This is a genomic window from Pseudoxanthomonas sp. F11, from assembly GCF_037046485.1.
Lineage (GTDB): Bacteria > Pseudomonadota > Gammaproteobacteria > Xanthomonadales > Xanthomonadaceae > Pseudoxanthomonas_A.
On sequence record NZ_JBANLZ010000003.1, the window covers coordinates 77279 to 90144 of the forward strand.

Annotated in this window: 12 protein-coding genes and 2 pseudogenes; 7 read left to right on the plus strand and 7 right to left on the minus strand. The window is 60.9% G+C overall.

Annotated features, from left to right (window positions below):
• Window positions 1-109 precede the first annotated feature (109 nt).
• A complete protein-coding gene (speA, locus tag V8246_RS10880; RefSeq protein ID WP_336189157.1) occupies window positions 110-1999 on the minus strand; it encodes an arginine decarboxylase in 1890 nt (629 codons plus the stop codon).
• Between the two features lie 127 nt (window positions 2000-2126).
• Between speA and speE the strand changes: the two genes are divergently transcribed.
• Entirely contained in the window at window positions 2127-2984 is an 858-nt protein-coding gene (speE, locus tag V8246_RS10885; RefSeq protein ID WP_336189158.1) for a polyamine aminopropyltransferase, read from the plus strand.
• A gap of 46 nt (window positions 2985-3030) precedes the next feature.
• Here the strand turns inward: speE and V8246_RS10890 are convergent, their stop codons facing one another.
• Window positions 3031-3501 (minus strand): hypothetical protein, encoded by a 471-nt coding sequence (locus V8246_RS10890; protein WP_336189159.1) that lies wholly within the window; start codon window positions 3499-3501, stop codon window positions 3031-3033.
• A complete protein-coding gene (locus V8246_RS10895) occupies window positions 3501-3839 on the minus strand; it encodes a P-II family nitrogen regulator (protein WP_093294821.1) in 339 nt (112 codons plus the stop codon). Before V8246_RS10895 ends, V8246_RS10890 begins: the two co-directional genes overlap by 1 nt.
• Window positions 3840-4028: 189 nt before the next feature.
• Here V8246_RS10895 and V8246_RS10900 point away from each other — a divergent pair, with 189 nt between their 5' ends.
• Together V8246_RS10900 and V8246_RS10905 are read left to right on the plus strand one after the other, a co-directional pair.
• A complete protein-coding gene (locus tag V8246_RS10900; RefSeq protein ID WP_336189161.1) occupies window positions 4029-4292 on the plus strand; it encodes an accessory factor UbiK family protein in 264 nt (87 codons plus the stop codon).
• A gap of 10 nt (window positions 4293-4302) precedes the next feature.
• Window positions 4303-4944 (plus strand): annotated as a pseudogene (locus tag V8246_RS10905) (magnesium chelatase domain-containing protein); the annotation flags it as partial.
• A gap of 146 nt (window positions 4945-5090) precedes the next feature.
• Here V8246_RS10905 and V8246_RS10910 read toward each other — a convergent pair.
• On the minus strand, window positions 5091-6083 hold the full coding sequence (locus tag V8246_RS10910; protein ID WP_336189162.1) for an HNH endonuclease: 993 nt from the start codon (window positions 6081-6083) through the stop codon (window positions 5091-5093).
• A 72-nt stretch (window positions 6084-6155) separates the two neighbouring features.
• Here V8246_RS10910 and dcm point away from each other — a divergent pair, with 72 nt between their 5' ends.
• Window positions 6156-7157, plus strand: a complete 1002-nt coding sequence (dcm, locus tag V8246_RS10915) for a DNA (cytosine-5-)-methyltransferase (protein WP_336189163.1) — start codon at window positions 6156-6158, stop codon at window positions 7155-7157.
• 60 nt (window positions 7158-7217) lie between these two features.
• Here dcm and V8246_RS10920 read toward each other — a convergent pair whose 3' ends face one another.
• The gene (locus tag V8246_RS10920) at window positions 7218-7454 is read right to left on the minus strand and encodes a helix-turn-helix transcriptional regulator (protein WP_336189164.1); all 237 of its coding nucleotides are present in this window, start codon (window positions 7452-7454) and stop codon (window positions 7218-7220) included.
• An 88-nt stretch (window positions 7455-7542) separates the two neighbouring features.
• On the opposite strand from V8246_RS10920, the gene V8246_RS10925 reads away from it, so the two are divergent.
• Entirely contained in the window at window positions 7543-8532 is a 990-nt protein-coding gene (locus tag V8246_RS10925) for a hypothetical protein (protein WP_336189165.1), read from the plus strand.
• 2 nt (window positions 8533-8534) lie between these two features.
• Here the strand turns inward: V8246_RS10925 and V8246_RS10930 are convergent, their stop codons facing one another.
• Window positions 8535-9218 carry a recombinase family protein gene (locus tag V8246_RS10930; RefSeq protein ID WP_336189166.1) on the minus strand — a complete coding sequence of 228 codons (684 nt, stop codon included), beginning with the start codon at window positions 9216-9218 and terminating at the stop codon, window positions 8535-8537.
• 255 nt (window positions 9219-9473) lie between these two features.
• Between V8246_RS10930 and V8246_RS10935 the strand changes: the two genes are divergently transcribed.
• A complete protein-coding gene (locus tag V8246_RS10935; RefSeq protein WP_336189167.1) occupies window positions 9474-10007 on the plus strand; it encodes a hypothetical protein in 534 nt (177 codons plus the stop codon).
• 227 nt (window positions 10008-10234) lie between these two features.
• Here the strand turns inward: V8246_RS10935 and V8246_RS10940 are convergent, their stop codons facing one another.
• A complete protein-coding gene (locus V8246_RS10940; protein WP_336189168.1) occupies window positions 10235-11947 on the minus strand; it encodes a recombinase family protein in 1713 nt (570 codons plus the stop codon).
• 40 nt (window positions 11948-11987) lie between these two features.
• Between V8246_RS10940 and V8246_RS10945 the strand changes: the two are divergent.
• Window positions 11988-12866: pseudogene (locus V8246_RS10945) on the plus strand (YifB family Mg chelatase-like AAA ATPase); the annotation flags it as partial.

Consider the following 12866-nt stretch of genomic DNA (forward strand, 5'->3'; position numbering starts at 1 on the left):
GACGTACCCGTGGCTGACGTATGCCCGTACCTGCTTGCTCAGGCTGATGGTCGCGCTGCGGCAGGCCGCATTGGCCTGCTGCAGCATGCCTGTGGCCGGGTGACCGGCCTCAGCCCAGCGGCTCGTCCGACAGGTAGGTGTACCCAGTGAGGCCGGCTTCCAGCGCCTCGGACAGCGCCGCAGATTCCTCGGCCGAGAGGTTCGCTTCTTCCACCCGGGTGCGATACACCGTGCGCAGGTCGTCCAGCCGGTAGCCCACATAGTCGAGCATCACGTCGGTGGTGTCGCCGCGGCGCTGCTGGGTGATCAGGTAGCCGCTGCCGGCGTCGGCGCTGACTTCCACCGCGTCGGTGTCGCCGAACAGGTTGTGGATGTCGCCGAGGATTTCCTGGTAGGCGCCCACCAGGAAGATCCCGAGGCGATAGCTTTCGCCGGGCTTCATGGCATGCAGCGGCAGCGAGGAATCCAGGCCCTCGTTCTCGACATAGGTCTTCACCATGCCGTCCGAGTCGCAGGTCATGTCGGCGATGATGCCGCGACGCGCCGGCGCTTCGTCCAGGCGCTCGATCGGCACGATCGGGAACACCTGGTCGATGGCCCACACGTCGGGAATCGACTCGAACACGCTGAAGTTGACGAAATACTTGTCGACCAGCCGTTCGTTGAGTTCGTCGAGCAGGTCGCGGTGGCTACGCTCGTCGCTGCTCAGGCGCGCACGCACGGCATGCGCGATGGCGTAGAACAGGTCGTCGATGCGCGCACGGTGGACCAGGTCGATCTGGCCCAGCGCATACAAAGACAGTCCTTCGCTGTGGTGATGCTGTGCTTCGTGGAACAGTTCGACGGCCGGGCGCGTGTCGAGCTCGCCGTGGATCTCGCGCAGGTGGCGGATCACCGCCGGCTCGTCGTCGTGCGCGGGCGGCACGCGGCCTTCCGGCGCCTGCTCCACTTCCGACACGTTGACCACCAGCACGGCGTGGTGCGCCGTCATCGCGCGACCGCACTCGGTGACGATGCGCGGCGGCGCCAGGCCGTGCTGCTCGCAGGCCTCCGCCAGCGGCTGCACGATGTTGCTGGCGTACTGCCCGATGCCGTAGTTGATCGAGCAGTAGCTGCGCGAACGCGTGCCTTCATAATCGATGCCCAGACCGCCGCCAACGTCGACATGGCTGATGCTGGCGCCCAGCTTCGACAGCTCGATGAAATAGCGCGTCGCCTCGCGCATGCCGTTGGCGATGTCGCGCACGTTGCTGATCTGCGAGCCCATGTGGAAATGCAGCAGGTTCAGCGTGTCCTGCAGGCCCACGTCGCGCAGCTGCTTCCACAGGTCCAGCACCTGGCGTGGGGACAGGCCGAACTTGGCCTTGTCGCCACCGCTGTTCTGCCATTTGCCCGCGCCCAGCGTCGCCAGGCGCATGCGCACGCCGAGGCCGGGCTTGACGCCCAGCGCGCGCGACTCCTCGATGACCAGCGCCAGCTCGGACGGCTTCTCGATGACGATGAAGGTCTGCAGGCCCAGCTTGCGGCCGATCAGCGCCAGGCGGATGTACTCGCGGTCCTTGTAACCGTTGCAGACGATCAGCCCGCCCGGGCGCGACAGCGCCAGCACGGCCATCAGCTCGGGCTTGCTGCCGGCCTCCAGACCGAAGCCCTCGCCCGCATGCGAAGCCAGCGTGCCGGCGACGCCGCGATGCTGGTTCACCTTGATGGGATAGACCGCCGTGTAGCCGCCCCTGTAGTCCCAGTCGGCCTGCGCCTGCGCGAACGCGGCCTGCAGTTTGCCCAGGCGATCGCCCAGGATGTCCGGGAAGCGCACCAGCAGCGGCAGTTGGGCGCCCTGCGCGCGCGCGGCGTCCACCACCTCCGGCAGCGGGATCACCGGGCCCTGCGCGCCCTTGGGCGACACCACGATACGGCCGGCGGCGTCCACGTCGAAATACCCTTCGGCCCAGTGCGGGACGGAGTAGGTCTTGCGGGCGTGGTCGGTGGACCAGGACATGGCGGTTTTCCAAGGCAGGCGAGCGGACGCGCATTCTACAGGCTGCGGTCACATGGGTCCGTTACAATGCGCCGCCGCAGCGGCAGACCCCATCGCCGTTGCCATTCCCTTCATGCAGGACAGCCCCATGACCGCCAACGACACCTGGTTCATCGAACACTTCTCGCACACCGGCTCCGCCATCGGTTTCCGTACGACCGGCAAGCTGGACGAGGTGCAGTCGCCGTTCCAGAAGATCGAGATCTACGACAGCACCGACTGGGGCAAGCTGATGGTGATCGATGGCGCGATGATGCTGACCACGCGCGACAACTTCTTCTACCACGAGATGATCAGCCATCCGGTGCTGTTCACCCATCCGGCGCCCAAGCGCGTGGTGATCATCGGTGGCGGCGACTGCGGCACGCTGCGCGAGGTGCTGAAGCATCCTGGCGTGGAGAAGGCCACGCAGTGCGACATCGACGAGCAGGTCACGCGCATGGCGGAGAAGTACTTCCCCGAGCTGTGCGAGTCGAACAGCGACCCGCGCGCCGAACTGTTGTTCGACGATGGCGTGGCCTACATGGCCAACTGCGAGCCCGGCAGCGTGGACGTGGTCATCGTCGACTCCACCGATCCGGTGGGTCCGGCGGAAGGCCTGTTCAACAAGGCATTCTTCGAGAGCTGCTATCGCGCGCTCAAGCCCGACGGCCTGCTGGTGCAGCAGTCCGAATCGCCGCTGGCGCTACTGGACCTGATCAAGGACATGCGCGCCGAGATGGGCAAGGCCGGCTTCCAGTCGTTCAAGACGCTGCCGTTTCCGCAGCCGTGCTACCCCACCGGCTGGTGGAGCGTGACTCTCGCCAGCAAGCAGGCCGGCTTCGATTTTGCGTTCCGCGAAGCGGATGCCGCCGCCAAGCCGTTCGACACGCTGTACTACACGGCGCACCTGCACACCGGAGTGCTGGTGGCGCCGCCGTTCGTTGCGAAGGCGCTGGGCGAGTAATAGCGCTCGCTAGACCGTAAAAAAGCCCCGCAGCGCGGGGCTTTTTTTATCTGCCATCCAATCGCGGGCCAAGCAATTCTTCTATTTCGAGACGTTCCTGGGTGTCGCGCTGGAATCCCGCCGGGTAGACCGGCTCATGTGCGCCACCTTTGAGCAGGAAGATTCCTTCCGTACCGGTGAGGTCATCCTGCATCGTGCCGAGTTCGTAGTGCCACATTGACCACAACGGCACCTGCAGCGACGATGCCTCGGCTTCCGTGCGGTCGAAGAGCACTTCCTGCACGCGCAACGTCAGCCACATCCGGTTGTCCGATCCAGGCCCCGTGCGTGCTCGCCGGTCCGTGATCGGACGCCCTTTGCCGTCCACCATGCTGACCGCTTCGATGGTGGCCACCACGACAAGATCGGCCTCATGCACCATTTCGTCGAGTGGCTTCGGACGGACGGACGTGGCGATCGCTGCCAAGGCCATGCAGGCGAGCAATGCGCCCGTTGACCATAGCGCAAAGGACTTCATTACAACGCGTCCGCGTCCAATTCGCCCGTCCGGATGCGCACCACCCGCTCCAGGTCGTAGACGAACACCTTGCCGTCGCCGATCTTGCCGGTACCCGCGGCCTTCACGATGGCCTCGACCACCTGCTCGGCCTGATCGTCGGTGACGGCGACTTCCAGCTTCACCTTGGGCAGAAAATCCACCACGTACTCGGCGCCGCGGTAGAGCTCGGTGTGGCCCTTCTGCCGGCCGAAGCCCTTCACCTCGGTGACGGTGATGCCGGCGATCCCGGCTTCGGCCAGCGCTTCGCGCACGTCGTCCAGCTTGAACGGCTTGATGATGGCCATGACCATTTTCATGCAGGATCCTCCCGTGAATGCGGGGTGCAGGATAACGCGCCGCGATGGACCGCGGTTGCGGCAACGGGGCTTGTCGCGGTTCAATGGCCGCCTCGCCGCCCGGACTTTTCCGACAGTGCTGCGCAGCGATCCCCGATGGCGCGCCCTCCTGCACGCCTCGCAAGCTCGATGCACTGCCGGAGACCAGACATGATCGACCTCAACCACATCGACGACCTCGCCCGCCGCCTCAGCCAGCTGGTGCCGCCCGGCCTGCGCGACTCGCAGGAGGAACTGCAGCAGACCTTCAAGTCCGCGCTGCAGGCGGGCCTGGCGAAACTGGACCTGGTGACGCGGGAGGAGTTCGACGTGCAGCAGGCCGTGCTGCTGCGCACGCGCGAGAAGCTGGAAGCACTCGAACGCATCGTGGCCACGCTGGAAGCCCAGCTGGCCGACAAGCCCGCGCAGCCCTGATCCCGCCGCCATGAGTCTGGCCCTGGTGAACAGCCGGGCACGGGCGGGCGTGTCCGCGCCCCCGGTCCGCGTGGAGGTGCATCTGTCCGGCGGCCTGCCCTCCACGCAGATCGTCGGCCTGCCGGAAGCCGCGGTGCGGGAGTCCCGCGACCGCGTGCGCGCCGCCATCCTGTGCGCGCAGTTCGAATTCCCCACGCGCCGCATCACCGTCAACCTGGCGCCGGCCGACCTGCCGAAGGATGGCGGGCGCTTCGACCTGCCCATCGCGCTGGGCATCCTGGCGGCCAGCGGACAGATCCGGCGCGAGAGCCTTGCGGACTACGAGTTCCTGGGCGAACTCAGCCTGACCGGCGAACTGCGCGCGGTCGACGGCGTGCTGCCGGCCGCGCTGGCGGTGGCGGCCAGCGGGCGCACCCTGGTCGTCCCCGAGCCCAGCGGCGCCGAGGCCGCCCTGGCGCACCAGGGGCATGCGTTCACCGGCCGGACCCTGCTGGAAGTCTGCGCGCTGCTGGAAGGGCGCAAGGCGCTGCCCGCGGCCGTCGCCCCACCGCCGCTACCCTCCACCGTGCCCGACATGGCCGATGTGCGCGGCCAGGTGCACGCGCGGCGTGCGCTGGAAGTCGCCGCCGCAGGCGGGCACCACCTGCTCATGTGATAGCTGATTACAATAGCTTGAGGCGCCCGGCAGCCCCGCTACTCTGCCCAAGGATTAGGGGCTATGATCCACGTATGCCACTAGATGTTGTAGCTGCGGCGCGTCTCAGCAATTGCGAAGGCATAAGTCTAGGATGCGCTCGGTTATTCCAAGACGATCAACGCCAGGTTCGCTTGGTGCGATATCCGCCCCCTGTCCTTCAGGATTTGCCGCAGGTCCTCTATGGAGCAAGACTTCAACCGATGAACCATCCGATGGCAGTTTGCGCAGAGCATCGCTAGGTCATCGACTGTAGTAGCCACATTCTCTTCGATGGTGCTCAGGGGGACTCGATGGTGAGCCTCCATGAACTCCGAACCCAGTGGACCGTAGGTGTCCTCAAAATCTATGCCGCAACACTCACAAAACAGTTTTCCGTACGTAAGCCTGAATTTCTTCTTGGCTAGCTTCACTAGCTTTGCGTCCCGTTCCTTGTGGCGGTGTATCCGAATCTTCACCTTTCCTTCAGTGCCAACGTATTCCTCGATGATCTGGTCAGCCGAGTCCGCCGCCGCAGATTCCGGATCGAACGTTTCGGGTGCAGTTTCACTGTCCAGATACGGCAGAGCTTCATGTAGCTGCGTCGCAGCTTCTACGAGAACTTCCGCACTGTTGACCCCCGCGCCGATCGAGCCAATCCACCGATCTACAGCCGGATGTCCAGCATGCGCCAACATGTCCTCGACTCTAGCTTCGATGTCAATGTAGCTATCGGAGTTTCTTGGCTTCAGAAGAACTGGCTTGGCAACAATTCGAGTTTCGTCCTGATGGACAACTTCGAAGAGAACCTCGTCGACGACATAGGATTTGTCGGAGAGCGGAAACGATACCTTCCCCTCTTGATCCTCTCTGCGCGGAGTTGGCAATGCCGCAATCGCAGCGACCAACGGAGGCACGTTCAGCAGCGACCGATCGTTCGGCTTCTCTCTCCTCAGACGAGGCTTGCCATCCTTGATGCGGAAGCTAACGTCTGTAGCAATGATTGATTCGATGCCAGGAACTACAATGTCGATACGCTTACCAAGTACATTGAGGTTCTTCGCAATGTACTCATACTCTCCCCGTCCGCCGCTTGGTCTCCACCTGATGCTAAGCACTGGATGCACTCCTTGTCTGGAATGAGGAGCAAACCACAGTGAAGATTCTTATGGAAGTAGGAACCTGTTGAAATGGCCGACGGAAGCTCACGCTCAGACAGGAAAACTCCGGCTGCCAAGCAGCTTCGCCACGCGTCTTTTTTTTCGGGCATTGGTGGCTTTGATCTCGGCTTCGAGCTCGCAGGCATGAAGAGCGTCTACATGTGCGAGAAGAAGACCTTTTGTCGCACGATACTTAAGAAGCATTGGGATCACGTCCCCTGCGCCGAGGATATTAATGATGTCAACCCGAAAGAAGTCCCCAAAGCCGACGTCTGGTCAGGCGGGTTCCCGTGCCAAGACCTCTCCCTTGCACGAATGGGCGCGCGCGCAGGGCTTACCGGAAGCCAAAGTGGACTCTTCTATCGCTTTGCGGAAATTCTGGGAGAACGGCTTCCAAAAGTCGTTGTCCTCGAAAACGTCCATGGCCTTCTCACTAGCCACCGAGGAAGAGACTTCGCCATCGTACTCAAGACGCTGGATGAACTCGGGTATGGTCTCGCATGGCGTGTGCTTAACAGCAAAGATTTCGGAGTCCCCCAATCACGTCGGCGAGTCTTCGTTGTTGGAGTGCTTGGAGACGTCGGACGTGCCGGCAAGATACTTTTTGAGCCCGAACGCAGCGACTGGGATTCTCAGGCGAGTGGATCAGCAGAAGAGGAACCTACCTCCCTCTTTCAGAAAATCGTTGGAGATCCTGTCAAAGGACCCCTGACCAAGTCCATGGCTCACTGCATCTATGCGGAGTCAGCGAGACATACCGGCACAGACTGGTCGCGCAACTACGTTTGGTATCCAGACGGACGTGTACGCCGACTTACATCATCAGAAGTGGAAAAAGTGCAGGGGTTCCCGGAAGGCTGGACCCTGCCTACGAGCATGGCCAATGAAACGCCTAAGCTCGAGTCGCTGCGATATCACGCCGTCGGAAACAGTGTCACACCGGCTGTTGCACACTGGCTTGGGCGGCGCATAACTTCCGTGATGTCTCCCCAACCAGTTTCTTCATCACGCAAGAAATTGGAAGTAGCTTAGGAACAGAAGCCGGCACCCGCCGGCTTTTGTTTGACTAACTCCAAGGAAGCGTGAGCGCTGCTAGCTTTTTGCCCCGTCTTCCGCATCACGAATGACTTCCCAGATCCTGTGCCCGAGTCCACGGCATACCTTCTGGAGAGTGTCGAGCTGAAGGTTCTTCTCTCCCCGCTCGATTGCACTGTAGTACGTCCTATGCATACCGATGTGGTCTGCAAAAGCCTCTTGGCTGTACCCAGCGGCTTCGCGGCGGCTACGTATCGCTTTGCCCAGCTTCGAAAGGAGAGTGGCGGCAGTCATGCTGACCACCGTATGGAAACGCTCCTTTTGACTCTACAGATTCAGGAGTAGACTACCTATGGGTATAGTTAAATAGGGGGGATGGACGATGCGGAACCGGATCGGGCTTGGTGCTCTGATGCTAGTGGGCTTACTGCAGGGGTGCGGTCAGTCGCAAGAACCATTGGACTTTCCTGAGGATCAGCGAGCATTCTTCTCTTTGAACAAGGAGTGTAGGCACGCCTACTCAGCTGGCGCGAACGAAATCCAGAAGTCGCGAACCTTCAACGAATGCAATGAGCAGCGAGCGCGCTTCAACCGCAGCATTGATGGTTGGGTTGGAAAGATCACCGATATAAGCACCGACCAAGGTGGTGACTTCGCTTCGCTTACGGTGGAAGCTGACATCGACGATCACGAAATTTCGTTCTCGACTATCGGCACAGCACTAGCGGATCTTGATCAATCAACCTTGATCACACCGAACAGCCACCTGTTCGAGGTTCTTGCCGAGATGAAAGAAGGTGACATTGTTTCGTTTGATGCAACCTTCCTACCGCATCCTGATGATGCACGAGGGATCTGGGAGTCTAGCTTGACTGAGCGCGGCTCAGTTGAGAGCCCCGACTTCATCGTAAAGTTCAGCGGGATACGCCCCTATGGTTCACTGCGCGAAACGGTTGTAAAGCAGGAAAACGGTACCGTCGACTTAGATCGGACTGAGAGGACGGACTCTCAGACTTCTCATCTTCCTAGCACATCTCCGCCTGAGTTGACTGAGTTGTCGACGGCTGAACCGACCTCGACACCGAGTTTTGATTGCCGTTTAGCGCGCACGGACGCAGAGCACGCGATCTGTGAAAATTCGACTCTAGCGCGAGTTGATGTGTACACCGCTGAAATGTACCGATGCTTGAAAGAGATGCCAGGCTCCGATCCGAGCAGTCTTCAAGAAAAGCAACAAGCTTGGATAGCAGAACGGGAGCTATGTTCCGCAGATGTCGGCTGTCTGCGCTCGGCATACGGCAGAATCGCGGAAGAGTACATGGAGCTGAGCCAATTCGATCAATGTCAGGAGCGCGTGACTGGTTCGCTCTAGAGCTAATCTCGGTGAAGTCGTCCTTTACCGAGCTTCTCAAGTCGCGAAAGAATGTTCTTTACGCCAGCGGCGGACCAGCGACCGCCACGCTGAGTTCTGACCCTGCTGGCTTCAAGTGCAGCCGCAAGCCTTGCGTAGGAAGTTATGCCGCTTGCGCGCAAGGAATCAAGGGTAGGTTTCAACGCTAGCGCATACTCGTCGGCGCTCGCCTGTGCGCTTGCCACTCCTAGTGCGGAGACCTCAGCCGCTCTAGGATTGCCGAGAAGCACCCCACGTGATCTCGCTGCTGCAAGTGAGGCTTTCGTCCTTTGAGAGACCACATCGCGCTCGTACTCTGCCATCGCGGCGATGATGTGGATCGTTAGTTTGTTTGCGGAAGGCATATCCGCCGCGATGAACTCAATGCCTGACTCGAGCAGCTGCGATATGAAATGAACGTTGCGAGCGAGGCGGTCGAGTTTCGCGATGACTAACATCGCCTTCTGGGCGCGGCATTGTTGAAGGGCTGCCTTCAACTGTGGACGGTCAGAACCTTTTCCAGACTCCACCTCCTGGAACTCAGCAAGCAGTTTGCCGCCTACGCTGCTCACGTACCGACAGACAGCATCGCGCTGCGCCTCAAGTCCTAGACCGCTGCGCCCTTGAGCTTGGGTCGACACCCGGTAGTACCCGATGAATGCCGTCATCCGCCCCAACCTTATAAAACCCAAATGACCGTTTGGTAATTATAACCTACTGCATGCCTTTGGGGCGGGCTCCAGCCTGGTGGGCAAAACATTGAGTGACGGGTTCGTAGGGTGAGCTCACCAAGCCCAATGGAGCCACTCATGCGAATCTCAGATCGGTATCACCCCCTGCCCGCCGCTTTGCGGGACCCTGAACTCAGGCGCCGCCTCAGGTCCCTGATTAGCGAGGATCAGCCCAGCACGAAGAGCGGCGGCATGCCGGCTCCCCGTGCCGCGGATACGACTTCTTCTCTCCCCAAGTGGAATGGTGCTTACAAGCAGCGGGCTGTCGACGCGCTGCAGCATGCTGCCAACGAGCACTTCTCCCTCTACCCCTTCAATGGCGCCGCCGTCACTCTGACCTTTCGACCTTCGTTCAACGGATTTCCGTTGACGGAGGAAATTGCTGAGGCGGCGATTCGGGAGTTCTTGAAAAGGCTCGGGAGGTTCGCCGAACGCAAGATCAAGGGGCGGAGGCTCAAGGTCATTGCCATCAGGGAGGGAAGCACTAGATCACGCAGCGGGATGCCTAGGCTTCACTACCACCTGAAGATTGAGATCCCGCCCGGAATGGACCCGGAAAACTTTGCCTCGAAGATGGAGCAGTATTGGACCAAGCTTGACTGGGCTAGTCGCATCCAGAACTCGTTCGAAGCGGAATCCGACGCCGGCTGGGTCAGCTATATATTGAAGAGTCGCAGTAAGCCGGACTATGCGTACGCCATCGACTGGATGAATACGCAGGTCTAGCCCCACCCGATTGCCGAGGGCTCCCGTGGAGAACAGCCGCTCTATTGACCGCATCGAGGCGACGGCGTCGCCTTGATAGCTTTTGCGTGGGCGCTGCTCGTCTCGAGACGGTGGCGATTGAACTTGTAAACGAATTGAAGTGATCGCTCTGCGAAGCGAAATGACGGAATCCAGCAACGTCGCCGGAAAGGTCCCCTGCAGCTGCCAGCGTCTGGTTCTGTACCACTCTATTCGGCACGAAACTCGAGAGTCTTCATTCGCACATCCTTCTTCACTCGTGACACCTCACCTTCCATCGCGTCGTAGTGGACAACATCACCCCCCCGGTAGACTAGCGTCAGGTCGAAGCATAGGTCGCGGCAGAGTCTCTCTAGGTCTGCCATTGAGTCAACGCCGAGGTTAGCTCGCCAGTTCGTGTCCCCGTCCGCGATCTCCCACGCCACTCTCATGGCTGGGTGTACTACAACCTTTACTAGCAAACGCCTAAGCTCCGCCGAAATTGCACGTCGCGCCGACTCTCGATCCTCATTCGGATTGGTCAAGTGCGCCTGAAGCTTGCGGATGACTTCTAGCCTTCGCTCCGGATCTATTCTCGTCAGTTCGATGAGTTCTTCGTCCAGCACCTCAATTCTCGAAGTCGCTACAGCTATCGAGTCCTCAGTACTTTTCAGCTCAGCACCAAGAATTCGGCTTCCCGAGCCGCCATTCTTTACCGCATCCAAGATATTGTTGGCTTGGATTCTCAGTCTTTCGACCGAATCGATGAGCTCGGCTCTCCGTTGCCTGATGCTCCTGATCTTGTCTCCCAATCGAATTTCCCCAAAGACAACTCCCACATCGAGGTCTTCAACGGCTTCCAGCACGATCGATTCAAATAGGTCATAGCGTATTGCTTTGGCGCTACACGCTCCCTTCGAGAACGAAACTGAGCACTGGAGGTACTTCCCACCTTTCGGTGGTGACCCTTTGTTAATGTAGAGGTAGCCAGCTCCGCAGCTGCACCTCAGAATTCCTGTGAATAGGTTCGCATAGGTGGCGCCTTTCCTGCCTCTTCCTGTGCCTCGGCGGAGAGCTACGGCGCTACCTGCCTCAACAAAGTCCGCTAGAGAAACCACTGGAGGGTAGTAGTCTTTCAGCGGTTCCCCCTCAGGCAAGCGAACCCTCTTGCCTGAGACTTTGGTCATCACGTGTGGCTGATACTCGCCCAGTACAGTTCGACTGTTGAGAATTTTCTTAACGTACGACTCTCTCCATACAGCGTTCTTTCTTGTGCTCCAGGGGAGTTCTTTTCGCTGATTAAGCCGCCGTGCAATCGAGTAGGCGCCGAATCCATTCTTCGTCATATCAAAGATCTCTTGAACGATCTTTGCGCGCTCCGGAATAACTTCTACAACGCCGTTCTTCACTCGCAGCCAGCCAGGCACCTTGCTAGTCGTAACGACCCCGCCGCTGCGCGCATCCTTTCGCTTCTTTTTCCAAACTTCCGCTAGCATCGAAGACTTACGTCTGGACTCTTCGTGCGCTCTCGACATCGAGAGGAGGGCGCTCATCAGCGCGAACGTGTCCTCCTCGTTTGAGGTGTCAGAGTAGACCTTGTTGTCATCAATCGTAACTACACGAATTCCGCGGCTAGTAAGACCCAGCAAAAGACTCATCGCGCGGGGAACCGCCTGACGAGTCAATCGATCCATCGACTCAACCAGCAGATAGCTGCCTCGCTCAATCGCACCCTCGTCCACGAGCCTCGTGAACTCGCTTAGTGCACCAAACTCTGCGTTCCTGCCCGTGAATGCCGAGACCCCGAAGTCGTCGAAGCGCTCAACGATCTCCAGCTGGTTTGCCTCAGCGTATTGCCTGGCACTGTCGTCCTGACGTCGTCTCGAGTCACCCTTCATCTGGTCAGGCGTAGACATCCGGGTATACGAGTAAGCCTTCGGCACGAGACTCTCCATGGCTGGGCATAGGCAGCATTTAATCAGCTATTATATGCTGCTGATCGGCTCGCCCGGCTGCGGCAAGACGCTGCTGGCCTCGCGCCTGCCCGGCCTGCTGCCCGAAGCCAGCGACACCGAGGCCATGGAGAGCGCCGCCATCGCCTCGGTCAGCGGGCGTGGGCTGGACCCGGCCCGCTGGCGCCAGCGCCCGTACCGCGCCCCGCATCACACCGCCAGCGCGGTGGCCCTGGTGGGCGGTGGCGCGCAGCCGCGGCCCGGCGAGATTTCCCTTGCGCACAACGGCGTGCTGTTCATGGACGAACTGCCGGAATGGTCACGCGCCGCGCTGGAAGTGCTGCGCGAGCCGCTGGAATCCGGCACGGTCACCGTCTCGCGCGCCGCGCGGACCGCGGAATTCCCGGCCCGCTTCCAACTCGTGGCCGCCATGAATCCGTGCCCATGCGGATGGGCCGGCGATCCGAGCGGTCGCTGCCGCTGCGGGCCCGACCTGGTGCGCCGCTATCGCAGCCGCCTGTCCGGCCCCCTGCTGGACCGCATCGACCTGCACGTGCACGTGCCACGACTGCCGCCACATGAACTCCGGCCCGATGCGCCGGACGGCGAAGGCACGGCCGCCATCCAGGCCCGCGTCGTCGCCGCGCGGGCCCGCCAGCAGGCGCGCTGCGGCAAGCCCAATGCACGGATGGGCCAGTCGGAGACGATGCTCCATTGCCGGCTCCAGGCGCGCGACCAAGCGCTGTTGGAACGCGCCGTCGAGCGCCTGCAGCTGTCGGCACGCAGCCTGCACCGCATCCTGCGCGTGGCGCGTACCATCGCCGACCTGGCCGGCAGCGAGGCGATCGCCACCGCGCACGTGACCGAAGCCCTGGGCTACCGGGGACTGGATCGCGGCAACGCAGCATGA